This is a genomic window from Paenibacillus planticolens, assembly GCF_013141725.1.
Classification (GTDB): domain Bacteria; phylum Bacillota; class Bacilli; order Paenibacillales; family NBRC-103111; genus Paenibacillus_E; species Paenibacillus_E planticolens.
The window spans coordinates 42,925-67,928 of record NZ_WHNZ01000015.1 but is presented as its reverse complement, the minus strand read 5'-3'; the positions used below and the strand labels follow the sequence as shown (position 1 = coordinate 67,928).

Here is a 25,004-nt window from a genome sequence, read left to right as displayed (position 1 = left end):
GTCTTTTCGACTCTATCTTATATTCTACCAAATCGAATCAAAAAAAAGAAACCTTTACAGGTTTCATAGGTGACTATTTTTCGATAAATTTGGATATGGATTCCGCTTTTTCAGAGGCTGCCACGACAATGAGCACGACGATAATTCCAAAGAGTATAATCCCGCCTATCATCATGCTGCGCACCTTCTTTGAATAGTTTGATCGCCTTATTCAAAGATATGACGGGCAGCTTATTTTATTCGCCTTTATTCGCCCAGATCCATAATCATATATTTTTCAATATGACTGGCTAGCAGGCCGTACTTGGGCTCTTGGATGCCGACATGTTCGCCCAAAATCGACTTCACCGCTAAATAGGGGAAATTGATGCCGGATAAACACGTTACATGCAGTCCTCCGGACATTCTCGGGTTAATTTCGAGCAATTTGGGAACGCCCTGATTGTACTTGACTTGAATATTGTAGTTAAAAGGGATCCGGTATGCAGCAGCGATTCGATGCGCAATCTCGATCAGCTCCGGCACCTCTTCAAGCAAGCGCAGACGTCCGTCCGCTTTGCGGCGAGGTACGGCAGCAAGCAGCTCACCCGATGCTGTTGCTAAGCAGTCTATGCTGTATTCATGGCCACCTAGCAGTTCCATCACCATCAGGTCGTTAAAGCGATCCACTGTAGACAGAGCCTGATAGGCCTGATCCTTCGATAGATAGGGGGTCACTGTTCCAAACAGATCCTGCAAGGCGTTGCGCTCGTTGCTAATAATTCGGAAGCCCATGCCGCCTTCGGCATTGGTCGGTTTCATACAGACTTGATGGCCTGCCTGCGTGAGCGCGTCATAGGCGTTCATGAATTGTTCAGCCGTGTTCACAACATGATAGTCGGGAATGGCGAGGATATTTTTATCCCGAATGGCTTCATAGAATTTCTGTTTCTCCAACAGATTCTCCAATAGCGCCAGATCGCGGCAAACGGTGACCTTGGTGCCTGCCTTTTCAAACTCCTCCACATGCTTGGCAATCGCGTACATATGCAATCTCGGAATGAACACGTCAATGCCGTGCTTTTTACAAAAGTCCAGCGCGAACTCCACATAGTCGTCATCGTTTAGCACAGGCTCCGTATCGGCAAAATCAGCCGCCTGAAGGGCCATATGGCTGCGGTCTGGATGGGTCGCATACATTTTAAATTGCCTGCCATCCTCATTGTTGCGAATGCTGTTCATATAGTGATAAGCGACTGAAAACCAACGGTTAAACCATACTTTTTTCATGAGGACTCCTTTATCCTGAAGGCAGGATTATGCTTGTTATGAACAGCCTGTACATATTCTATAATTTCATCTGTCGCAAAAATGCCCGATTCCTCCGTGAACGTATATGCGCCTGTGCCCTGGAGCTGCTCCTGGCGGAACAACTCGCCATGCCGTGGAGCCAAGGAGTAATCAGCAAAATCTAGCAGAATCTGATCCAGCAGGGAGTCTCCCGATGCGACGATCTTCTCATCCCCGATGATCTGCTTCAGATGAGCGACGGCATCGCGTTTATTAACGGCTTTAGGAACGATGTAGACCTTTCTCCCCTGAATGGATGTCGTCCAACCCAGACGCTGCAGCTCCTCGCTCAGCTCGCGCATTTCCAGCTGCGGGATCTTATCGCGCTCTACGATGTGAGAGAAAAACAAATCATCGCAATAGGTGGAGGAAATAACCCAATCCGAATGAAGCACTTGATCCATAAGCTTCCGGACCTCTTCAACGTGGACGCTTGAGTCCTGCACGCGCGCAAGTATCGCCCTATGCCATTCAGGATCGGGCTGCCCGTTAAGGACAATATTTCCGCCATTGCTTGTAACGGCATAGGCAGGTTGCAGCATTTGGCTGATGAGATGAATGCGGTCATACTGTTTCAACGTCCGCGTTGTGACCGGTATGAAGGTAAGCTCCTTCATCAGGCTTTGGAGCCTATGATAAGAATTTGCTGACATATAAGATCTCACTTTACCGTCAATGAGTTCGGCTATGAGAATCCGGCTGCCCAGCTCTGTTGCGCGATCTTCCGGCTGCGAGTAAATCAGCGTCTGATCTAAGTCACTGGCAAATATCATTCGGCGTCTCCTTTCACAGACTTAATGATTCCGCAGCAGGAATACGTGAGCCCGGGGTACACTTCAACCGGCACTTCCCTCGCTTCGGCTAAATGCAAGATATGACGGATATTCGGGTTGTCCAACCTGTCGACTAGAATACGCCAAGGCACTCTGCGGAGCAGCACGCGCGTAGTCTCGCCAACCCCTGGTTTAATGAGGTTGATGTCCGCAACGGCGTACTCGTTCTGTATGGCTTGAATATCACGTAGTCCTTTCCAGGACATCGAAGGAGGCTGCTCGGTGAAGTCGACTGCAATCTGCTCCGCTTCTCTCGCGATCTCGGAGAAAAACGGTACGATTGCCGAAATAAAATGATTGGAGAGGTCCTGTTCCAACCACTCTTTATAAAACTTGGAGCCATGAAAATCATGCGGCCCGATTAAATCCTCCCGCATGACCGTTCGGCTCATCAAGCCGGATACCGGTGCGTTCAGGCAGGCGCTCGGAATCAGAAAGTCCTCCCTCGTTCCGAACATTTCGGCGCATTGGCCGGGATCGGCAAGCACCGCCAAATCATCGTCGAGCTTGATGCCATAGTCTCGATCCATTTTACTGCACGCTTCCGAAAGCACTTTACGGATAGCTCCCTTGCCCGTCCAGCCGTCCACGAACTGAAGCTTGGCACCGGGGTGCTTTTGGAGAATGTACATTAGCGCATTTTCGTCGATGCCTTTCCCCCGGATAATTGAAATACTGTAATGGGGCATGTCGGTTTGATGTATCTCCAGCAGATAACGGCGAATGAGAATACCCGCTGGCGTGCCTGCCCTGGCCAAAGAGACCAGAACCGTGTTCGCTCCTTTGTTGCTCCGAATCATCTCCGCCGTCGTACCGACAGCTAGGGCCACTTTCTTGGCCGATAGCCGCAGCGTTTCGTGATATAACGCCAGGTAATCCGCTGCAGGCTGCTGCTCGACCGGGAGCATTTCTGAATAATGCGTGCCGGATTGAATAGCCCGCTCCCTATCATCCGTTGATTGTTCAAGCGGAATCGCACTTAAATCCTTCAACAAAAAAGTGACATCTGACGCTGGATAGCTGCCTAACTGGACAGGCTCCTGGATAGGCCGGATTCGCCAATCTTCCATACTTCCCCCTCCTTCCATTCCACGGTTTGAGGAGAGAACATAACAAGATGAATCCGCTGCACACCGCGCGTTTTGAGAATTTGGCATATCGGGAGCATAGAAGACGGATCTGCTTCTCTTTCCATAAAGAAATAAAGATCGTCATACAGCCCTACCGGGATATTGTATAAGAAATGAGTAACCTCAGGATCTTCCGGTGAAAGATACGGATAACCTGATTTCACCGCATAACCTTCCCGATCAATCGTATGAATAGGACTTCTCGTCGTCGATTGATAGGAGACTCCCGCCCCCATTTCCGCTGCAATTCGCATGGGGATGTACATAAATTCTCCCGTGCCCACACAAAGCGTATTAGCTCCAACACGTGTCTGCCTTAATTGCTGCGCCGTCTGCGTAATGGCTATAGCTGATTGCTCCTCATCTTGAGGGGTTAGACCGAACCTGCCGCTGTGCAATAAATAGGGACGCTTGTCCGTAGTGGAATGGTGAACAAATAAGCGGTCCACGTAGATCACATCTACCGGAACGGTTGGATCGGCATCAGGAAGGGACGGCACTCCCGGCGTTAAGCTTTCGGAAGAACCGGAAACCTTCACTTCGCCTTTAACTAGGGAAAGCACATGAATGGAGATATCTAATTCCTGCTCCAGCCTCGTAAACTGTTGCTGATCCGACTCCGTTCTCCAGTCAAGCAAAGCAAGGATGTAGTACACCTTTTTCGGAAACTTTGCCTGCATATCTCGAATAATGTTGAGTGAGGTTTTGCCTGTCGTAATTTCATCGTCAATGAGGACAACCGTTTCGGCGTTCGTGAACAGCTGAGGATCTTTGGCATAGCAATAATGAGCGACTGCATGGGAGTGTTCCTCGCTGAAATGAAGGATAGATTCCGACTCTTCAATGATTTCGCGTGTAGTATGAATATAATGGCAATTAGCTCTAAAAGTCTGAAAAACGGCATGTCCGATAGCCGTTGCAGTCTCGGCAAATCCAATAAACAGAATCGATTGAGGAAGAGATAAGCGATGGGACATTACTTCATGATACGCTTCATAAGATTGGGAAGGATTGATAATTCCCTGCATTGCCAGCAATAATAAATGTCTAGGCATATTGCCTTGCAGCTCCTGCTGCAGCAGCAATCCCAGTGAAACCCCGCTCAATAATGACGTATATGGATTAACCGGAATATGCTTGCCTAGTACTTTACTCACAAAAAGAAATGAACGTTTCTTATTTATTCTTGCAGCCATTTCAAACAAGCGATCCAGTGGAATATCAAAGGGGTTGGAGGTGACATCGATTTGCAGTTCTAAGTCTCCTGCAATTTTATACGTACGCTCGGTCTTGGATGGACAATAATCCGAAATATTGTTGTTGTTCATGCAGCACCCCATAAATTTGTGATCGTAACATAATACGCCTTGCCCAGTTGAGATGAGGTTTGATTTCATTCATCTTATTGCCGTATTGACTCTTGATTACGCCATAGTCGCCATTATTTTTGGCAATGATGCTTGTGGCGTCGACATATTCTTCATGGGTTACAGTATAAAGAGACTGAACGGGTTTAATATGCGTAGGGTGAATGATCGTTTTGCCGATCAGGCCATTCTCTTTGTCCATGATGACTTCGCGAATCAAACCTTTCCTAGGGAAATATTCCCACACCGGACCCGAAATCACATAAGAGCTGTCCATGCGCCCAAATACATTAATAATATCGGACACGCAATCCCGAATTGGGGCAATATCATAGATGGTCATGTCCGGACTACGTCTCAAACCATATAAACTGGAGAAATCGGTAGCGCCGATCCTGACGTTAAGAACCAAATCCTTATACTTCTCAACAATTTCTTTGATCGCTTGAAGCGATGGATAACGGAATTCTTTATAAATAATAGCCTCTGACTCCAAAATGGGAAGACCGTATAACGTCGGGGAAGCGGACGACTTTTCATCATTATAATTTTCAAGAATTTGAAAATACGCCTCGCCATTCTCCGCCGTAAATTTCGGGAAAACAAAGCCTGTCAGAATGGCCACATTCTCCTCCAAGCGTTCTATTAGATAATTTAGTTGGTTTGCGCTTCTCACTCGGACGAATAATAACGGTAGATTATCCGAACGAAGAATGCCAAGTTCGATGAATGCGGCAAGCTTGTTCATTTGATGGATCAGCGATTCTTCCGCGGCATGTACTTCATTCTCGCCGACCGCATCTTCCAGATCGAAAATAGCGGAAACGAGGCCCTCAATTTTTCCAAAAGCAATATCTTCGGCAATTGTGGGGCGTGTGGCTGGCATGTAAAGGGCGGCTCCAACCGAGGAAGCCAGGATTTCTTTGTCTGAATGATTGTAGAAGGAGGTGGGAGGTAAATAAAATAAAGCTTTTTCTTCATCCGGCGTGACATAGTTAAAGTATCTCAATGAGATTCCCCCCTCTTCGGAATAAACAATCCCTCCATAGAGGAGGGATTGACTTTGTTTCATTTGTATGAATACATTTGTATGAATTAACTCGCAGATTTGGATTTATTTTTATTGCGCAGCAGGCTGAGAACAATCGTACCGCCGAATAAAGCGATGATTACGGAGAAGAAGAGAACATGGGAGATATGGAAACCAAAAGCGCCTGCGATCATCTTAAGACCGATAACGATAATAAGAATGAAAGCCGTTTTTTCCAATTCAGGAATTTTGTCAATCAGTTTTAAGAAGACTTGTGCCACGCCTCTCATCATGAGTACGCCCAAGATACCTCCAAGGAACAGTACCCAAACTTTCTCACTGACACCAAACGCTGCAAGCACGCTGTCCACGCTGAATGCAATATCCATCACTTCTACCGCCAATACCGTTCGCCAGAAGGAAAGACCTTTATTTTTAACTTCGCCATTCTCATCTTCTTCATGTTTCTTGAGAAAGAGATTGCTGATCGCGATCCAGAGAAGATAAGCACCGCCAAGTACTTTAATCCATGCAATTTGAACTAAGAAAGTACCCACGCCAATCGCTACGAATCTAAAAATGTAGGCTCCGAGCAGTCCGTAAAACAAAGCTTTTTTCTGCTGCTCTTTTGGCAGATGCTTAACCATTACGGCGAGTACCAGCGCATTATCGGCGGATAGCAATCCTTCCAAAATCACAAGCGTACCGATGATTCCCCAGTTCACGGGATCCGTTAGCGTGGCCGAGAGGACCTCCCAGCTAAAAAAGCTAGTAAAATTATTTATAAAACTTTGAAAAAAATCTGACATACCTTGCCCCCCTGTAATTGTCCCTAATTATTTACTGCCTGCAACCCATTTCATACCCCATCCGAATGCTTCATCCAGCTGTCTATGTCCGGAGAAGTACTGGACAAGCCGTTCGATGCTGAAAGTTTCGTTATTCTGATTACGAATAAGAGCTATGGCACACATGCCTTGACGATTGTCATGCTCGTTCAATTTCACCTCGATATCGGGTCCGCCATCCTGTTTAATGGACACGACGCCATCGGCCTCAGACCAAGTTGTCGCTCCCTCGTAAATGAACGTGAAGACGAGAATTCGTTCGAATTCTGTAAGCTTATTCCCGTTAATCCGGATATTTTCTCCCGTCTTCACGGAGCCTGTCCGATCATCACCGTCTAAGGCAATATAAGGTGCGCTGCTCAAAGAACCGAAACGGTTGCCAAGCGCCTGAATAACGCCTTTCTCTCCGTTCTTTAATTCATACAAGCATGCCAGATCCAGATCAATGCTTTTGCTTTTCCCGAAAAATCCGGTACCGCTCTTCTGATTCCAATTAAGATTAATCAATATTTCCCCGAGTCGGCCTGGCGGCTTCTTCTCTAAAGAAATGCGATCGCCCTTCTTCTTCAACTCAATCTTATTTAAATTGATCGGAGCTGAAGGGATGACCGGGGGTTTACTCGCTTCCGGGGGTGGCGTAATCTTTGGCAGCGGTTTCGGCTCAGAACTGGCCGTCGGTTCATCCTTGACCTCGATCCCAAAATTACCGCACAACGCCTTGAGGCCTCCCGAGAAGCCGGAACCGATCGCGCTAAACTTCCACTCCCCGCCATATCTATATAATTCTCCAACAACAATAGCTGTCTCAACGGAGAAGTAATTTCCCAGTTCATATCGCAGCATATCTTGCCCAGAGCTCGGATGAAAAATCCGTATATACGCCTGATTCACTTGACTGAATTGCTGCTTAAGCTTCTCACCCTCATAGATGGTGAGCGTTATGGCAATCTTCTCAACACGGGCCGGCACGCTCGAAAGCTGAACCGAGAATTGCTTCGTATCTCTTCCCTCAGAGGGTTGATTGATGAAAGTCACGCCGCTTTGGACGGGGTTGTTGTAAAATACAAGCTGCTCATCAGTCTCGACTTTCCCATTGGCTCCTAACAAAAATGCGGATGTATCCAGATCCAGATTCGCTGGCGCATTCCATCCGAGTCCAATACCAATCTGGGTTAATCCCGGATTTGTCTTTGTCACATCGGCCTTCTGGCCTTTGACCAGTGATATATGCATGGGGCAGTCCCTGTCCCTTCCGTCATTCATAATTGAAGGGTGATGCCTTGCTTGCACCACCCCAATGTATTCATTTTTTACTGAGCGTCAAGTCCATAATTTGTGCAGAGCGCTTGAAGACCGCCCTGGAATCCGCTGCCAACCGCTTGGAACTTCCATTCCTGCCCCAGGCTGTCCCGGTACAACTCGCAAATGACAACCGCCGTTTCAACCGAGAAATCCTCGCCTAAGTCATAGCGTAATATTTCCCGATCGGTGACCTCATCAACGAGGCGGACGAATGCGTTGGAAACTTGTCCGAAATTTTGATTGCGGCTAACCGCATCGTGGATCGTAACGGCAATCCCAATACGTTGAATATGCGCAGGAATTTTCGAGAAATCGACCTTGATTTGCTCGTCGTCTCCATCGCCGTCTCCCGTCCGGTTATCTCCCGTATGCTGTACCGAACCATTAGCTCCAACCAAGTTATTATAAAAGATGAAATCCTCAATGCCCTTAGCCTTATTGTCTGCATGAAGCATAAATGCGGAAGCATCCAAGTCAAAAGAATGCCCGCCGGAATATTTGTTGGTATCCCAACCTAATCCGATAATCGCCTTTGCTAAACCGGGATTAGATTTGGTTAAGTCAATCCTTTGACCTTTGGACAAGCTGATTGTCATATTTACAACTCCTTAGAGTTTTTTTAAAAGACTTAGTTTGTTTGTAAGCCGTAGTCGCGCGCTAGTCCAGCAAGACCGTCTTTGTAGCCGCTGCCGATAGCGCTGAATTTCCATTCTCCGTTGTTGCGGTACAATTCGCCAATAACAACGCCAGTTTCGATGGAGAAGTCTTCGCCAAGATCGTAACGGATCAATTCAGCGCCTGTGCTTTCGTTAAGAATACGAACGTACGCATTGGACACTTGACCAAAGTTTTGGCTTCTTGTATCCGCTTCATGGATTGTGATGCAGAAAGCGATTTTCTCTGTTTCAGCCGGAATTGCGCTCAGATCCACGCTAACTTGCTCATCATCCCCGTCTCCTGCGCCTGTACGGTTGTCGCCGTGATGAACAACGGAACCATTCGCATTTTTCGGGTTGTTATAGAAAATGAAATCGGATTCGGAACTTACTTTACCGGATGCATTCGCGCAGAAAACGGAAGCGTCCAGGTCGAAGTCTTTACCGCCATCATATTTGTTCGTGTCCCAACCTACGCCAACAACTACTTTCGTTAAGCCTGGGTTTGTTTTTGTCAGATCTACTTTTTGACCTTTAGATAATGAAATCGCCATGAGTAATGACCTCGCTTTATATAGTGGATTATGTGTAGCGCTTAACTAATTGACCGATCGTCGTATCGGAATAGCCTTCGCCAATCGCATTAAATTTCCATTCGCCGCTATGGCGATACATTTCACCGACGATCAGGGAAGTCCTGCCGGCATAGTTATCCGTTAAATTAAACTTAACCAATTCTTGGTTATTGGAATCATTCACAATTCGAATATAAGCGGATTGAATGAGACCGAAATCCTGCTTTCTATTGACACAATCGTAGATGTTTACGACAAAAATGATTTTACTGACATCCGCCGGCACTTGGTTCAAGTTAACCGAAATTGACTCATCGTCGCCTTCGCCTTCACCTGTACGGTTATCTCCGGAGTGAACGACTGAACCATCGGGACTTTGCAAATTCGCGAAGTACACGACATTTTTCTCTTTTGTCAATTTACCATTAGCATCCAATAAAATAACAGAAGCGTCGCAGTCAATCTCCACCGTTGTTTTCTTCGTTCCAAAAAAGCCCTTCTTCTCAATCACGGCAGGATCCCAGCCAAGACCTACAACGACCTTGGAGAGACCGGCATTTCCTTTTGTTAAATCGATTTTCTGACCTTTGACCAAATTGATAGTCAATCAGGCCACCTCCCTTCACGGCTTGTTTTGAAGAACACTCACTACTTTGATACGGATGAGTGCCCATCGCGTTTCACATGTTTCGATTAATTTTTCATCTTCGTTACATATTTTTACTACCAAGAACAATTTTATCCAAAATCCGCTAAAACGTAAACAAAATCATTCCCAGGTAAATTGGTTTAGCAATTGGCTTAATTGGACAAACAGATAATTATCACATCTAAGGAGCGTTCTTATGGATGCAAGTTTGTCGAATTCATCGGAAACTGTTTCCTCCTCACTCGATTATAACCTGCGAGCGCTGCAGATTATTTATAATAAATGTAAAGACGTTATATTTCATGGCTTCATCATCGGAGAAACGACTGGAGCATTCGTTATTTATATCGAAGGAATGGTCAATCTGGAAGCATTGGAACGAAGCGTCCTGACCCCTTTATTGCGTGAATCCGTCGAAGATTGGAACGATACGGAAAAAGAATTGTCATCGATTATTTCCATTTCGGACGTTAAGGAAATCTCGACAATTTCAGACATGATCGCCCATCTCTCCAAAGGAAATGCCGGACTTTTTATCGACGGACTGCCGGTCGGATATTCGCTCGGCCTTCCGCAGTGGGAAAAGAGGTCCATTGAAGAACCCTCGGCGGAATCCGTTATTCGCGGACCGCGCGAAGGATTTACAGAAACCATGTCCGTGAACACAGCCATGCTTCGCCGAAAAATTAAAAGTCCCTCCTTAAAAATGGTGTCATACAACATAGGAAGGCATACACAAACAGAAGTCATTATTGCTTACATGGAAGGCATTGCGAATAAGACGCTCATTGAGGAGGTTGAAAAACGGATCACGGAGATCGAGATCGACGGGATTCTGGAAAGCGGGTATATCGAGGGCCTGATTGAAGATCATCCGTTTTCGCCTTTTCCGCAAATTCAAGTGACGGAACGCCCGGATGTTGTTTGCGCCGCACTCTTGGAAGGACGCACCTCCATTTTAGTGGACGGAACACCTTTTGCCCTGATAGCACCGGCAACGCTGTTCACTTTTTTGCAATCGCCTGAAGACTATTATCAAAGATTTATTATTGGTACCCTCATCCGGTGGCTGCGCTATTTGTTTTTTTTCATAACCCTTTTACTTCCCTCTTTGTATGTGGCTATTTTGACATTTCATCAAGAGATGGTTCCGACATCGCTTTTGCTCAGTATCGCGAAATCCAGAGAAGACATTCCGTTTCCCGCATTGGTTGAAGCACTTCTTATGGAAATATCCTTCGAAGCGCTCCGCGAAGCCGGCGTCCGGCTCCCTAAACAGGTCGGCGCAGCTGTTAGCATCGTGGGAGCGCTCGTCATCGGACAGGCAGCCACGTCAGCGGGCCTGGTATCGGCTCCGATGGTCATGGTGGTAGCCATCACAGGCATTGCATCCTTTATGATGCCGCAGTACTCCACAGGCATTGCACTCCGTATGCTCCGGTTCCCGATCATGTTTTTATCGGGGATTCTGGGGCTGTTGGGACTTATGCTTGGATTCATTGCCATCGTGATCCACCTTTCCTCACTGCGGTCACTTGGCGTACCTTACCTTCAGCCGATAGCGCCTTTTAAAAAGAACGAATTGAAAGATGTGCTCGTTCGCGCTCCGATCTGGGCGATGCGCACCCGCCCTAAGTTTACCGGAAGGATGAATCGAACAAGGCAGCCGTCAGGACAGAAACCAGAACCGCCCAAAGGGGATGAACGCTCATGATTGAAAAAGGAAAAATATCCCCGCTTCAACTAGCTCTCCTCATGCACCCGACCATCGTGGCGACAGCCGCCTTATCGGTTCCTTCTCTCACCATGAAAACCGCCGGCATCGATATGTGGATGACGCCTTTGCTTGCCTCGTTGGCAGGGCTTCTGACCGTTGTTGTCATGTACCGCCTGTATACAAAATTTCCGGGTTTGACCTTTATCCAATATACAGAGTCAATTCTGGGCGCGTACGCGGGGAAAGCTCTCTCCGGCTTATTCATCGTGTCCTTTATCTTTACGAATGGACTCATTCTGCGCGAATACGGGGAGTTCGTGATCGGCAGCTTTCTTCAAGAAACACCGATGGCTCTCGTCATTTTTTGTATGGTGGCTGTATGTGCTTATGCCTTGTATGAGGGAATTGAAGTAATCGCGAGAGTGTCGCAAATCCTTGTCCCTCCGGCCTTGTTCATTATTTTTATGATGGTCGTTTTGATGATACCCGATCTACGTCCCAAGGAAATGTTTCCTATTCTGGGAGATGGCCTGCTTCCGCCGCTCGTGGGGTCCATTGTGCCCTCATCTTGGTTTTCTCAGTTTTTTTTGATATCGTTTCTTTTTCCTGTTCTGAGCAAAAAGCAGCATACGCTGCAATGGTGTTTCATCAGTGTCGGCGTCGCGATGATCACTTTGCTCTTGATCAACCTGACCATCCTATTCATGTTCGGACCGCTTACCGTCCAATTTAATTATCCTTTTCTCAATGCTGTACGTTACATTTCCATCGCTGACTTTCTGGAACATGTGGAATCGCTGCTTATGGCCATTTGGATCATTGGCATGTTCATCAAAGTGGCTTTGGTTTACTATGCCATTGTCCTTGGAACAGCCCAACTGCTCAGCCTGCCTGATTACCGGCCCCTCATCGTCCCAGTAGGTTTTCTCATTTCTCTCTTCAGCTTTTGGGTATCCCCAAACTTCGAGGAGCTGATGCACGCTTTAGGCACCACTATCCCTTTTTTAGCTCTGATCACGCAGCTCGGCATTCCGTCTGTGCTTTTAATGGTTGCTGCATTCAGAAAGGGGCAGCCCGGATGAACGCTATAATCAAGCTGGCTTTAGCTTCCAGTCTCCTCCCTGTGATTTTGACAGGCTGCTGGGATCGGACGGAAGTCAACGATTTGGCGCTCATCACGGGCGCGGCCATTGATAAATATGACGATAAGTCGATCGAATTGACACTGCAGATTTTCATTCCACGGGGTCCCGGCGGCGGCGGAGGGGGATTAGAAAGCAGCAACAAGGGGGGAAGCATTCAAACCTCCCTCGTCAAATCCGCGATTGGCGTTAATATTGCTGATGCGGTCTCCAAACTCCAAGAGAAGATGCCCCGCAAAATTTTCTGGGGACATACGGAAATTATTATTTTCGGAGAAGCTGTCGCCCGGAGAGGCATTCGAGAGGATATCGATTATTTGTTGAGAGCGCCTCAGCCGAGAGAACGTGCATTTATGTATGTTTGCAAAGGAAGCGCGCGGCAGATCCTCGAGATGAACACAAGGATAGAGCGCAACTCCTCAGAGATCATGAGGGAGATTGGCAAGAGTAAAATCATTCTTAGTGTCACGTTGACGGACTTGGCACAAATGCTGATGAATCAATCCGGTGCCGCCGCGCTGCCCTTTCTTGAAATCTTGCAGCCAGACTCCGCTAATAATCGCGACAATACCGAAAGCTTCGTTAATAAAACGGCTGTGTTTAAAGATGATAAAATGGTCGGCAGCATCGATGATCCAACCTCGCGGGGTCTTCTTTGGCTAAGAAATGAGATCAAAACAGCGGTTGTCACCGTGACGCCCGCCGGTACCAGCGGAAATGTCTCCCTTCGGCTGCTGAAGAGCGAAACGAAGCTGAAGCCGTTGATAGAGAACGGCAAGTGGAAGATGAATGTCTGGATTCATACGGAGGACGATGCGCTGCAAAATACGACTGGGCTGGATCTCATTTCCGATTCCAAAGCCGTTGAAGCCGTAGAAGAAGCCATGAATGACGACATTGAGCAGAGGGTTGGCGATGCTTTACACATGGTGCAGCATATCTTGAAGGCGGATATTCTGGATTTCGCAGGAGAATTTCACCGCGCCTACCCGCAGGAATGGAGAAAAATGCAAGAGAACTGGAACGACATGTTCCCAAGCGTTGAGGTGACTGTACATTCTGATGCCAAAATGCTGCGTCCCGGGTTGTCCAACATCAAATCTTCGAAAGCAGAAGAGGAGAAATGAAAGGAAGAGGAATAGACGAAAATGACACCCAAGGATATTCCGATATACATGGCGGCATGCCTGCTCATCACGCTATTTCAGTGGTTTCGGTTGAAGACAGTATCGAAAAAAGAGCGGGCGGCTTACCTGTCTATCTTGGCCCTATGTTGGGTTCTGGCCATCTCATTAGTTATGAATCCTGGCCTGCCCGGCCCGACACAATTCGTGAATGTTATTTTCAAGCCGCTGGGTAAACTCTTAGATCATTAAAGGAGCTTTGGTAGACATGCGGATCAGCGGCAAACAACTATTCTGGATGATATTGACGATGCAGCTGGGCATGACCCTTTTGCTAACCATTAATCCAGCCATCCAGACAGCGAAACAGGACGCTTGGCTCTCAACTGCATGCGCAACTGGGATAGGCATATTCATTGCGTTTGTTTGCTCGCGGTTGAGCTTGCTTTACCCTGGGCAAACCCTGATTGATTTTTGCAGAAGCTTGTTTGGCCGATACATCGGATATCTGATCATTTTTCTTTATTTCCTCTTATGGTACAGCGTGCTTGCGATCATACTTAGGCAGTATTCGGAGTTCATTGCCGCGACGATTTTGCCGAAAACACCTATCCTCGTCCCGATTCTGGGCATGCTCCTCGTTGCCATATATGTGACCTTCTTAGGCATAGAGGCTATTGCCAGATGCTGTGAAATCCTAGGGCCTTTCACCTTGCTTGGCATTGCGATTCCGCTTCTGCTTAGCCTGAAAAATATTCATATCAACAACATCCTCCCCATCTACGTGGACTCCGGCGCTTTGACGATCTTGAAAGGAGCGCTGCCAACCTCAACGTTTCTTGGGGATTGCATCCTTCTTCTCGTCGTCATGGGCTTCGTTGCGAAGCCCAAAACCGGGGTGAAGCCAGCTATGTTCGGGGTAGCCTCAGCAGGCTTATTAACCAGCTTTTCGACTTTCTTAATCGTTTCCATCTTCGGACACCGCACTGCTTCAGGCCAAACCTATCCCTATTTCAATTTGGTTCGTTATATTTCCTATTTCGACTTTTTTCAAAACTTGGACTCCTTTGTTATCGCCATTTGGATCATCAGCGTTTTCACGAAAGTCTCACTCTACTTTTTCGTCTGTACGTATGGAACCGCTCAAGTCTTCGGCGTTCAAAAATGGCGGCGAATGATGTTGTTCGTCGCGCCGGTACTGGTGCTGCTTGCCTTGATTCCGCGGGACTTCATCGATAGTTCAGTATTTTTCCCGCAAAAAATCGCAATCCCTTTCTTGTTCCCTCTCCAAATGTTCAGCCTGCCGCTGCTGATGTGGGGGATCGCGAAGTGGAAACATAAATAAAGCCCTTAGAGTTCCAATCAGGGAAGACTAAGGGCTGCAAATGAATTAGGTTAGTTGCTGATGAACTCCTGTACCCATTCGCCGTTATAATAGGCAACACCGATCTTGGTGTAGTTCGGGCTAAGAATATTTTGACGGTGACCTGAACTGTTCATCCACGCATCCATAACAGCTTGAGGCGTAGGCTGACCTTTGGCAATATTCTCGCCGGCATAGGAATAACGAATGCCATAAGAGCTCATCATATCAAAAGGAGACCCATAGGTCGGCGACGTATGATCGAAGTAGCCATTATTGTACATATCTTTCGCCTTGTCCAAAGCCATGGCTGTCAGCGCGCTATCGCTCGTCAGTGCTTTAAGCCCTGCTTTTGCCCGTTCCTGGTTAACTAACGTAACGACTTGGCTGGCATAGGCCGATTGCGATGGCGCAGTCTGAGCTGGCGGAGTCGGTGCAGGTGCTTGGTAACCGCCGGTAGTGCCAGGTATGTTCAGCTTCATCCCCGACCAGATCACGTTTGGATTGGCAACCTGAGGATTTGCTTGAATTAGCGATGTGAGGCTCACGCCATACTTCTTAGAGATTAACCACATAGTATCATTGCCTGACACTGTATATGTTGCCGATGCGGCCATGGCAGCACTTGTGCCCATAAGGACGCTCAGTCCGATAGCGCCGGTAACCACTAGCTTTTTGTAACGTTTCATTAAAAAATCTCTCCTTTTTGCGGCCTGCGAGGTTAGCTGTCGGATTCGGGTCAAAGAGTAATCACCCGGCCGCTTCATGCGGCTTCACCCCAAAGAATGGGTCCCCCGTGCCTCCAAAGAGGCTTCGGCCTTCTGAGTTTTTTGATCCTGTAAAGGTTCCTCCCGATTGTAACACGTGAAAATGCTGAAAACATGGCTCAAATTTTTCCACCCCTTATAGAATGCGGATGAAAGCGTATTCATTTTTAAGGTGCCACACGCCCCCTTCAGCAACTCGCAACTGTTTATTCTGCGGCGGTGCGGACCCGTGCAATTCCGATTTTGAGGCTGCTAACGGGAATTTCTCCCGCTAAATTCATTCAAAATATTTTCCAAAACGAATGCATAAAAAACAATAACTTCCACAAAATACTCATACACCAAATAAAGGAGTGAATCCAAATGTCTAGCAGTAGAAGCAGCAATTCCTTAGTTGTACAACAAGCAAGATCAGCTCTTGAGCAAATGAAATATGAAGTCGCTCAGGAACTAGGTATTCAGATTCCTCAGGACGGTTATTACGGTTACATGGCTACTCGTGATACCGGGGCAATCGGCGGTCACATTACGAGAAGACTGGTTCAAATCGCCGAGCAGCAGCTAAGCGGCAACAGCAATTTCCGCCACTAAAAGCCAGGCTGCATGTAAATGGCAAGACAGAGCAAAAAGACTGAGCCACCACTTCCTCCTTGGTGATCCAGTCTTTTTGTTTTTCATATCTGCCTGACGAAATCCATAAAAACCGGCGAACGCAGCCTTCCGCTTTTCGTCCAGTTTCGTGTCTTAATTTTGGCCATTAGCCGCGGTTCCATATAAGCAAAATGGTTGTCTTCTTTGAAGACCAAGCGATTTTTGACACCATCCAGCGCCTTCTGGTGCATCGACGTTACCCCTGTTTCAATCACTCCAACGGGGATTTTCGATCCGTCCGCCGAATCAATCGAGGCTAGTAAAGCAAAATTATTTTTCCGGTAGCCCGAAATGTACACATCCGCATAAGTCCAATTGATCACCTTTTGCCACTGTTTGGAACGTTTGTTGACTTCGTACTTGAACGTCTCTTTCTTCGATTTCAGGACGATGCCTTCGAGCCCGCGCTGGCGGATTTGCTCAAAATAATCAACGGCTTTGCCTTCATACACCTTCACCTTTTTATAATTGGCATTTTCAATAAAAGCTTGATCCAATAGCTCCTTACGCTTAAGCAAGGATAATCCGGTGACGTCAATTCCCTTGTATTTTAAAATATCAAATGCGTAAAATATAACAGGCGTCTTGTCTCTCGGCGATAAAAATCTGGCTGACATCGCTTCAAAATCCGGCTTCCCTTGATCGTCCAATATAACCAATTCACCGTCTACTATCGTTCCTTCAGGCAGCGGACACTGGAACAACTCCGGGAATTTATGAGTAACCAGCAGTTTGTCTTTCATATATACATATAGTTTATCCATATTTGAAAGAATACATCTAAGACCATCTAATTTAACTTCTGCCACAAGATGTTTACTATTATAAGGTCTATTATCTTTGGCGTCTTGCAAAAGCATAGGAGCAATGAACATGTATAATCACCCTACGTTAGATCATACTGCACAGTGCTCTGTCTGCCTATAGGGACTTCGAGGAAATCGTGACCTGCGTGATCCATTTTCGACAAAACATGTGAAAACATCCCTCTATAAAGTGACAACCAAATCGATAGAGCCCATTTATAATAAAAGTAGATGATGGGAGGGATGTTCGACATGGACAAGCAATTTATCAAGCGATTACACACGCTGAATCGTCGCGACGAACTGAGATCAATGCTGCTGATTGAAGGGATTAAACTCACTCTCAAACGGAAAAAGGAGCGGGGGTTACTCTACCGGTTTTTGAACAGAAAGAAACCTGCCGTCGCTAAAGGTTGGAACTGAAAACTAAAATGATCATTATGCCATTACGTTAGATTTACAAATAGAAAGAAACCGCCCAGAGGCAATATCCATAATAGCGGGATGCAGTTCCAGATGAGCGCAGCCTTATGTCTTCTGCGGGAGAACATCACCCATCCTGCGATGAGCGCAGTCAGCAAACCTGCCGGATAAAGCAGTATGGCCAAGAAAATAAGCCAGGTCGTTGCTTTGCCAGCTCCATCCGGGGAGTCGAACATCATCACGGACATGCCTGCTATGAACAGCCACAAGAGAACAAACAGGACGTACACGAGTTGCGATAAAATTAATGTCCACAACGTTGCTTTACGGTTCATGGATTTTGCCTCAATTCTGCTTAGTATAATTCTATTAAATAGAAAGTCTGTCTGCCGTGTCAATGAAGAGTTTACTCTGGCGGTTGAGAGGAACTACAGTCCGCTATTGTGCCAATTATAGCTTCATGTGAGCTATTGAGGGTAAATAAGACCCTGTAATTCCCACAAACACCTGATTTCAGGGCAATTAACTCAAATAGCGTCCTGTAGTTCTCTCAAGCATAAGCGATGAGGCACGGCAAAGCGCACAAGGGGCTGTTCCGAAGTAGATTCTACTTTCGGGACAGCCCCTGCTATTTTTCAATCGTCGCCCAGCGTCACCTTATTGTCATGTCTTTGTCTACTGTGCGCTGAATTTTGTAAATATGCACGAAAACATTTGGACACTCCTCTTAAAGCATGTCATTTTACATCTTACCCAATGGGCGCTAGTTTAACCCATCCAAGTAAGCTTACATGACATGTAAATTTTGATTGCTCAATGGCTTCGGATCATGTAAAACTATAATATTAACTATTTTACTATATTAGATTGAGAAGGCGGATGAGACTGTGATAGTTCAAGTAGACAATGAGACAGTTGCAAGAGAATATGTACACAACGTATACGAAACTGTAGTCAAACGAAATCCTTTTGAGAATGAGTTCCATCAAGCTGTGAAGGAAATACTGGAGTCTCTGATTCCCATCCTGTCCAAGCATCCAAAGTACATGAAGCACGGTATTCTTGAGCGTATCGTGGAGCCGGAGCGTTTAATCACTTTCCGCGTGCCATGGGTAGACGACCAAGGGGTTACGCAAGTAAATCGTGGTTTTCGTGTTCAGTTTAACGGTGCGATCGGCCCCTACAAGGGTGGCTTGCGCTTCCATCCCTCTGTTAACGCCAGCATTATTAAATTTCTTGGCTTTGAACAAACCTTCAAAAACTCCCTTACCGGCCAGCCGATCGGCGGCGGAAAAGGCGGCTCCGATTTCGACCCTAAAGGAAAGTCCGATAATGAAATCATGCGTTTTACCCAAAGCTTCATGACAGAGCTTTACAAATATATTGGTCAAGACACCGACGTTCCCGCAGGCGATATTGGCGTAGGCGCCCGTGAAATCGGCTATATGTTCGGTCAATACAAGAGAATTCGCGGTGCTTACGAGGCTGGCGTATTGACAGGCAAAGGTATCATCTATGGTGGTAGCTTAGCGCGTACTGAAGCGACAGGATATGGGTGCGTTTACTTTGTAAACGAAATGCTGCAATCCAAAGGCCTTAGCTTTGACGGCAGCACTGTAGTCGTTTCCGGCTCAGGCAATGTGGCTATCTATTCCATGCAAAAAGCGACGCAATTAGGCGCCACTGTCGTTGCTTGCAGCGATTCCAACGGCTACATATACGATAAAAAAGGAATCTGTCTGGACACCGTCATACGGTTGAAGGAAGTTGAAAGAAAGAGAATCAGCGAGTATGTAAAAGAGCATCCAACCGCAACTTATCATGAGGGTTGTAACGGCATCTGGTCCATTCCATGCGACATTGCTCTTCCAAGCGCAACGCAGAATGAAATTGATGAAGAATCCGCGAGACTCCTTGTCAGCAACGGCGTACAAGCAGTTGGCGAAGGCGCAAATATGCCATCTACTTTGGAAGCGATCGATGTGTTCCTGCAAGCAGGCGTCCTCTTTGGACCGGCCAAAGCTGCGAATGCAGGCGGTGTTGCCGTATCAGCGCTGGAAATGTCGCAAAACAGCATGAGATACTCATGGCAGTTCCACGAAGTGGACGACAAGCTTCATGCGATTATGAAAAATATTTACAGAAGCGCTGTCCAAGCGGCTGAAGAATACGGTCACCCAGGCAATCTGGTTGTGGGCGCCAATATTGCAGGCTTTAAAAAAGTGGCGGATGCCATGATTGCACAAGGCGTTATTTAATTAACCGCAATGATCGAATAAAATTATAATGCAAACAAGCGTCTCTGCTCCGGTTCGTCGGATCAAAGACGCTTGTTTTATTTCCACGTTTACTTTCCGCTTGCGGGCTCTATCAGGCGGTGCTTGTACCACCGGTCCCCGCGATAACGCCACAGGAAGATGGCACCGCGCACGCCCCACTCCAATTGCATGGCCGCCCACACCCCGAGCACCCCGTAGTTTAGCGTGATACCAAACACATAGCCGAGCACGACCCGAAACAGCCACATAGTCAGCATCGAAGCGATGGAAGTGAAACGAGAATCCCCCGCTGCCCGCAGAGCGCCCGGCAGCAGAAAGCTGATCGGCCATAGCGGGATTTGGGCTAGCATGTTGACCAGCATGATGAGATACAGCTCATCCATGATTTCGGCCGGCGGGCGGAACAGACCAACCAGAGGCTTAAAGAACGGGAGCAAAATAAGCCCAGTCACCACAAGAGAGCCCGATGCCAGCCACAGAAAGGACTTCGTAAACTTGCGGGCATCCTGAATATTACGTTTCCCTATACATTGCCCTACTACCGTGACTAATGCTGTAGACAGCGCGATGGCGGGAATTTGCAAGAACATCGCGAACACGGAACTAATGGCGTTCGTTGCTATTGCATAAGTGCCTAGGCTAACGATGTAGATTTGGGTTAGCATTTTGCCCCCGTTAAAGAATAACTGCTCCGAGGCGAACGGCAACCCGATGAACATGATTTTCTTAAACATCGCCATGTTCCAATCCATCAAATCCTTAAGCCGGATTCGCAGGCTTGTATCCAAACGAAGAAGATAGAACAACGCACAAGCCGCTGCCAAATATCGGGAAATATTCACAGCTACGCTGAGTCCCATGACACCCATCTCCATGAAGTGGACGAATAAGATGTTCAGCAGTACGTAGGAGAGGTTCATGACCAAGGACAACCCTAATGTCACTCTAGTCCTGCCAATGCCCCTCAGCGCCCCGCTGACCGCCTCCTTAAACGCAATCCCAAGGTAAGATAGCCCGCTTCCGACCAAGTAAGTGCCGGCGTGGGAGAACACCTCCGGATCCGCCGTTCCGAAGAGAAATTTCAGGATCGGATGATAAAACAGGAGGACAACCAAGCTGAGCGCCAACGCAGCCAAAGTCACTGCCGTAAGCGAGGCTGCCGCTGCCTTGGATACCATCTTGTCGTTCCCGCTTCCCTTGTACTGTGCCACCACCACCGTGCCACCGGTCGCCAAAGCGACAAAGACGTTAATCAAGAAAAGATTGAGCGAATCCACCATACTGACTGCGGAGATCGCCGCCACGCCCGATGAACTGATCATTGCGGTGTTCACCAAGCTTAAACCGACGAGAAAAGCCTGATCGATGAGAATCGGAAGAAACAGCGCTATGACCTGTCGGTAATCGATAGACTCTCCCGATAAATATTTGTTCAAAACATTGTGGCATCGATCCTTCATACGAATCAGTATCATTAAAAGTCACTTCCTGTCCAAAAACATCCGAAGTCGCTGCAACATACTTACTGTATCATAGAATGAGAGGTTTTAGTTTACAAAAGCTTTAAAAGTACCCCATTTTCCACATTTTGGAACACTAAAACAAAAAAATCCCGACTAGGCTTTTAGCCACATCGAGACGATCTTCATTATGTCAAAAGGCATATAGGGATAAAAGAATGATTGCACCAACGATCCAACAATAGTAGGCAAAAGGCCTCATAGCTTGAAACTCATGTTTCTTAAACCATTTCATTAGGGCCCAGACGGCAAGTAAAGCAAATATTCCCGACAACACCCCGCCAATTAAGGACATACTCAATAATCCATCCATACCGTTCTTCAGTTTCGGGACTTCCAAAATGCTTGCACCTACGATAATTGGTGTGGCCAAAAGCATCGAAAAACGCGCAGCGGCTTCGTGCCTCAGTCCCATCCAAAAACCGGCAATCATACTCGACCCGGATCTTGAAAAACCCGGAACTAGCGCTAACGATTGAAACAAACCGATAACAAAAGCTTGTCCTATTTTAAGATCTTCAACTTCTTTGGTTCCCTTCCCGGAAGCCTTTTCTCCAACGTACAGAAGGATGCCATTGATAATAAGAAAAATAGCGGCACTGGTCACACTGCTGAACAGATGCCTCAATGTTTTTTCAAGAAGCACGCCAATTAATGCCGCAGGCACGGTTCCCGCTATAACAAGCAAAAGAATTTTTCTAGATTTTGACCGCCCACCTGAAAATAAGGAACGCAGCATATTCACCCAATCACGGCTGAAGAACAGAAGCAATGCGATAGCTGTTCCTAAATGCAGCATGACAACATAGGGCAAGAAATGCTCCTTGAGGAATTGCGGATCCAGGTTCCAATGAAACACGTAAGGAGTTAAAACACCATGCGCGACACTGCTTACGGGAAACAGTTCTGTAATTCCTTGGATAATGGCAAAAATAACGGTTTGAAGAAAATCCATGCTAGTTCTCCTTCTATAAATGTAGTATTATTTTGGCAATTGTGAAGTATATGATAAGGCCCGTACCATCCACTAATGTGGTGATAAATGGGCCGGAGATGACGGCAGGATCCGCTTTCAATTTATGTAAAATTAAGGGGAGAACTGCTGCGACAAAGGATGCCCACAGAACGATCGTCAAAGACGTAATGCCGACAACAAGTCCAATGTTCCACTCAACCCCAAGAAACCAAGCCCGAGCACAAGCAATGAGTGAAATGGAAACCCCCGTCATGAGACCTGTCGTGACTTCCTTCCTGATCACTTTAAGAATGTCACGGAATTGCACTTCTCCAACCGCTAGTGCCCGCACAAGCGTAGACACCGTTTGTGTCCCCGTATTCCCTCCCGTACCAATTAGCAGCGGAATGAAGAAGGCCAGTGCAATAACCTCTGACAGTGTTTCCTCATAGTGTCTCAGAACAGTGCCGGTATAGGCTTCGGCGACAAATAAAACCAACAACCAAACGATTCTTTTTCTATACAGCTGAAAAACGGAAGATTTGAAGTACGTATCTGTTAATGGCTGGCTTCCGCCTAGCTTTTGAATATCCTCCGTTGCTTCTTCATGAATGACATCAATTAAATCATCGACTGTGATGACCCCAACTAAGCGGTTTTGCTCATCAATCACGGGAAGGGCGACCAAATCGTAACGCGATAGCAATTCGGCAGCAGCTTCTTGTTCCATGGAGGCAGGCACATAAATGACATCTTTCGTTACAATTTCTGATATTTCGGTCTTGGGTTCTGCCAGGATGAGTTCCTTCAAAGAGACAACGCCGAGAAGCTCCCCTTTATGACCCGTTACATAAACATAGGAAGTGATCTCTGCTTTATGTCCGATTTTACGGATATGCGTCAGCGTTTGCTCGATTGTCCACCAGCTGCGGGCAGCAATATAATCAACCGTTGCTAAGCTGCCCGCGGTGTCTTCGGGGAAGGTCATCAACGTTTGAATCTTTTTTCGATAATTTTCAGGGAGATGATTTAAAAGTTTTTCCGCTTGATAACGGTGTATCGCCAGCATCATATCCGCCACTACGTCGCTTGACATCATATTTAACACCTGCGAAGTTATGGTCTCTTCAAAATGATTTAGAATTCGGTACTGCACGATGGGGTCCAAATACTCCAAAATCTCAGCGGATAATTTCGGAGGCACTCTCCCCATCAATTTGAATTGATCAGCTTTTTCCAGTTTTTCAACACCGTTTGCCAGATCAAAAGGTCTGAACAATTCAACATAGGTGATTAAGGAATTGTCATCGGAATCCATGAGTTTACTTTTCAATTCTTCGAGCTGAATCATGCAGATGTACTCCTTCGGTTATGATGATGTGAATGGAGGAGCTCTTCCTTTTGCCTACGATTATTATCCCTTGATATACCTAATAAAATTCCAGTGCTTGCCATGCATAGAACCAAGGACGATCCGCCATAACTGATAAATGGAAGCGGTACCCCTGTGACAGGCAAGCTGCCGGTTGCAGCCCCAAGGTTCAGCAGGAATTGAATACCGATCATCGATATCAATCCCATTCCCAGCATCATGCCAAATGGATCGTTGCTTTGAATTGCCGCCGCAAATCCTCGCCAGAAAAACAGAAAGAAAACGATGAAAAACAACGTAGTGCCGACAATCCCTAATTCCTCTCCGATAACAGCAAAAATAAAGTCCGTATGCGCTTCCGGCAAATAAAAAAGCTTCTGAACGCTTCGCCCTAGTCCTGTCCCCGTTAGGCCCCCATGTCCTAACGCATAAAGGGACTGAATGAGCTGGTACCCTGAATCGGACTGATTTTCGAATGGATTTAAAAAAGAATGAATCCGCTTGAGTCGGTAACTTTGACTTATCGCAAGATAAATAAACATCGGGACAAGCCCCAGACCCAGCATAAACAGATGGCGCAAATCTACGCCGCCGATCATAATGATCGTGCCTGCAATAAATGCCAAAATGAGCACGGTGCCGAAATCAGGCTGCATCATGATCAGAGAAATAATTAAACCGACCATGATTAACAAAGGAAGCAATCCTTTTTTAAAAGATCGGATCTCCTCGCCTTTTTTGCTGATCAAAGTGGATAAATACACAATAATGGATAATTTCGTGAATTCAGCCGGTTGTATGTTAAGCCCGCCCAGCACAAACCATCGTTTTGCTCCGTTAATGTTCGTACCTACGAGTAAAACTAAAACAAGCAGCAAAAACGAGAAAAGTATCATGCCTGGGCCAGCTTTTTTCCAAATGGAATAAGGGATATTCATAAAAATGAGCATTAAAAATAATCCGACTCCAGCAAATATGCCCTGTTTTAGCACGTAATGCCAGCTGTTATCATGGGTAAAGATAGCCTTGGGCGAACTAGCGCTAAAAATCATGACCAGGCCAAAGGCGACCAGTAAAACAGTTAAAAACAGAAGCAAAAAATCCGGACGGCCTCTTAATTTACGATTCAAATCATGAAACCCTCCATATTAACCGTTTCCTTGTAT

Annotated in this window: 25 protein-coding genes and 1 riboswitch; of the genes, 8 read left to right on the top strand and 17 right to left on the bottom strand. The window is 46.6% G+C overall.

The genetic code is table 11. The features are described 5' to 3' along the window. Positions 1-246: 246 nt before the first annotated feature. The 10 genes from GC097_RS06565 to GC097_RS06520 all read right to left on the bottom strand — a co-directional run bounded on the left by GC097_RS06565 (position 247) and on the right by GC097_RS06520 (position 9,677). A complete protein-coding gene (locus GC097_RS06565) occupies positions 247-1,269 on the bottom strand; it encodes an ATP-grasp domain-containing protein (RefSeq protein WP_171682532.1) in 1,023 nt (340 codons plus the stop codon). Next, a complete protein-coding gene (locus GC097_RS06560; protein ID WP_171682531.1) occupies positions 1,266-2,102 on the bottom strand; it encodes an HAD family hydrolase in 837 nt (278 codons plus the stop codon). The genes GC097_RS06565 and GC097_RS06560 overlap by 4 nt, the downstream gene beginning before the upstream one ends. Continuing rightward, entirely contained in the window at positions 2,099-3,232 is a 1,134-nt protein-coding gene (locus GC097_RS06555; protein WP_246294008.1) for a cysteine protease StiP family protein, read from the bottom strand. Before GC097_RS06555 ends, GC097_RS06560 begins: the two co-directional genes overlap by 4 nt. Then, positions 3,187-4,620: a phosphoribosyltransferase family protein gene (locus GC097_RS06550; RefSeq protein WP_246294006.1), complete on the bottom strand. Its 1,434-nt coding sequence runs from the start codon at positions 4,618-4,620 to the stop codon at positions 3,187-3,189. Before GC097_RS06550 ends, GC097_RS06555 begins: the two co-directional genes overlap by 46 nt. Further along, complete coding sequence (locus tag GC097_RS06545) at positions 4,565-5,668, bottom strand: HpcH/HpaI aldolase/citrate lyase family protein (RefSeq protein ID WP_246294005.1); 1,104 nt, start codon at positions 5,666-5,668, stop codon at positions 4,565-4,567. Before GC097_RS06545 ends, GC097_RS06550 begins: the two co-directional genes overlap by 56 nt. Positions 5,669-5,754: 86 nt before the next feature. Then, the gene (locus tag GC097_RS06540; RefSeq protein ID WP_171682528.1) at positions 5,755-6,498 is read right to left on the bottom strand and encodes a MeeY/MeeF family manganese export membrane protein; all 744 of its coding nucleotides are present in this window, start codon (positions 6,496-6,498) and stop codon (positions 5,755-5,757) included. A 27-nt stretch (positions 6,499-6,525) separates the two neighbouring features. After that, the gene (locus GC097_RS06535; RefSeq protein ID WP_171682527.1) at positions 6,526-7,770 is read right to left on the bottom strand and encodes a TerD family protein; all 1,245 of its coding nucleotides are present in this window, start codon (positions 7,768-7,770) and stop codon (positions 6,526-6,528) included. 77 nt (positions 7,771-7,847) lie between these two features. Further along, positions 7,848-8,435 (bottom strand): TerD family protein, encoded by a 588-nt coding sequence (locus GC097_RS06530; protein WP_171682526.1) that lies wholly within the window; start codon positions 8,433-8,435, stop codon positions 7,848-7,850. Between the two features lie 32 nt (positions 8,436-8,467). Continuing rightward, positions 8,468-9,049: a TerD family protein gene (locus tag GC097_RS06525; protein ID WP_171682525.1), complete on the bottom strand. Its 582-nt coding sequence runs from the start codon at positions 9,047-9,049 to the stop codon at positions 8,468-8,470. A gap of 28 nt (positions 9,050-9,077) precedes the next feature. Continuing rightward, a complete protein-coding gene (locus tag GC097_RS06520; protein ID WP_171682524.1) occupies positions 9,078-9,677 on the bottom strand; it encodes a TerD family protein in 600 nt (199 codons plus the stop codon). A gap of 238 nt (positions 9,678-9,915) precedes the next feature. Between GC097_RS06520 and GC097_RS06515 the strand changes: the two genes are divergently transcribed. Genes GC097_RS06515 through GC097_RS06495 form a run of 5 tightly spaced genes read left to right on the top strand, consistent with a single transcriptional unit; the run spans position 9,916 to position 15,047 of the window. Then, positions 9,916-11,433 (top strand): spore germination protein, encoded by a 1,518-nt coding sequence (locus tag GC097_RS06515; RefSeq protein ID WP_171682523.1) that lies wholly within the window; start codon positions 9,916-9,918, stop codon positions 11,431-11,433. Further along, positions 11,430-12,518 (top strand): GerAB/ArcD/ProY family transporter, encoded by a 1,089-nt coding sequence (locus GC097_RS06510; RefSeq protein WP_171682522.1) that lies wholly within the window; start codon positions 11,430-11,432, stop codon positions 12,516-12,518. Before GC097_RS06515 ends, GC097_RS06510 begins: the two co-directional genes overlap by 4 nt. Continuing rightward, complete coding sequence (locus tag GC097_RS06505) at positions 12,515-13,705, top strand: Ger(x)C family spore germination protein (RefSeq protein ID WP_171682521.1); 1,191 nt, start codon at positions 12,515-12,517, stop codon at positions 13,703-13,705. The genes GC097_RS06510 and GC097_RS06505 overlap by 4 nt, the downstream gene beginning before the upstream one ends. Further along, on the top strand, positions 13,702-13,938 hold the full coding sequence (locus tag GC097_RS06500; protein ID WP_171682520.1) for a hypothetical protein: 237 nt from the start codon (positions 13,702-13,704) through the stop codon (positions 13,936-13,938). Before GC097_RS06505 ends, GC097_RS06500 begins: the two co-directional genes overlap by 4 nt. A 32-nt stretch (positions 13,939-13,970) precedes the next feature. Continuing rightward, positions 13,971-15,047, top strand: a complete 1,077-nt coding sequence (locus tag GC097_RS06495; RefSeq protein WP_171682519.1) for a GerAB/ArcD/ProY family transporter — start codon at positions 13,971-13,973, stop codon at positions 15,045-15,047. 50 nt (positions 15,048-15,097) lie between these two features. On the opposite strand, the gene GC097_RS06490 is transcribed toward GC097_RS06495, so the two are convergent. Then, positions 15,098-15,754, bottom strand: a complete 657-nt coding sequence (locus GC097_RS06490; RefSeq protein ID WP_171682518.1) for a CAP domain-containing protein — start codon at positions 15,752-15,754, stop codon at positions 15,098-15,100. Between the two features lie 6 nt (positions 15,755-15,760). Beyond that, positions 15,761-15,894: riboswitch (cyclic di-AMP (ydaO/yuaA leader) on the bottom strand. A gap of 301 nt (positions 15,895-16,195) precedes the next feature. Here GC097_RS06490 and GC097_RS06485 point away from each other — a divergent pair. After that, on the top strand, positions 16,196-16,423 hold the full coding sequence (locus GC097_RS06485; protein ID WP_171682517.1) for an alpha/beta-type small acid-soluble spore protein: 228 nt from the start codon (positions 16,196-16,198) through the stop codon (positions 16,421-16,423). Positions 16,424-16,506: 83 nt separating this feature from the next. Here GC097_RS06485 and GC097_RS06480 read toward each other — a convergent pair whose 3' ends face one another. Continuing rightward, positions 16,507-17,343 (bottom strand): ATP-dependent DNA ligase, encoded by an 837-nt coding sequence (locus tag GC097_RS06480; RefSeq protein WP_171682861.1) that lies wholly within the window; start codon positions 17,341-17,343, stop codon positions 16,507-16,509. Between the two features lie 198 nt (positions 17,344-17,541). On the opposite strand from GC097_RS06480, the gene GC097_RS06475 reads away from it, so the two are divergent. After that, positions 17,542-17,712 (top strand): hypothetical protein, encoded by a 171-nt coding sequence (locus tag GC097_RS06475; RefSeq protein WP_171682516.1) that lies wholly within the window; start codon positions 17,542-17,544, stop codon positions 17,710-17,712. Positions 17,713-17,735: 23 nt separating this feature from the next. Here the strand turns inward: GC097_RS06475 and GC097_RS06470 are convergent, their stop codons facing one another. After that, entirely contained in the window at positions 17,736-18,047 is a 312-nt protein-coding gene (locus GC097_RS06470) for a hypothetical protein (RefSeq protein ID WP_171682515.1), read from the bottom strand. Between the two features lie 552 nt (positions 18,048-18,599). Between GC097_RS06470 and gdhA the strand changes: the two genes are divergently transcribed. Then, complete coding sequence (gdhA, locus tag GC097_RS06465; RefSeq protein WP_171682514.1) at positions 18,600-19,970, top strand: NADP-specific glutamate dehydrogenase; 1,371 nt, start codon at positions 18,600-18,602, stop codon at positions 19,968-19,970. Positions 19,971-20,059: 89 nt separating this feature from the next. Here gdhA and GC097_RS06460 read toward each other — a convergent pair whose 3' ends face one another. From GC097_RS06460 to ftsW, 4 genes are all read right to left on the bottom strand, one after another. Then, positions 20,060-21,466 (bottom strand): MATE family efflux transporter, encoded by a 1,407-nt coding sequence (locus tag GC097_RS06460; RefSeq protein WP_171682513.1) that lies wholly within the window; start codon positions 21,464-21,466, stop codon positions 20,060-20,062. Between the two features lie 178 nt (positions 21,467-21,644). Next, entirely contained in the window at positions 21,645-22,466 is an 822-nt protein-coding gene (locus tag GC097_RS06455) for an undecaprenyl-diphosphate phosphatase (RefSeq protein ID WP_171682512.1), read from the bottom strand. 13 nt (positions 22,467-22,479) lie between these two features. Beyond that, a complete protein-coding gene (mgtE, locus tag GC097_RS06450; RefSeq protein WP_171682511.1) occupies positions 22,480-23,817 on the bottom strand; it encodes a magnesium transporter in 1,338 nt (445 codons plus the stop codon). Then, complete coding sequence (ftsW, locus tag GC097_RS06445; protein ID WP_171682510.1) at positions 23,814-24,968, bottom strand: putative lipid II flippase FtsW; 1,155 nt, start codon at positions 24,966-24,968, stop codon at positions 23,814-23,816. Before ftsW ends, mgtE begins: the two co-directional genes overlap by 4 nt. Between the last annotated feature and the right edge of the window lie 36 nt (positions 24,969-25,004).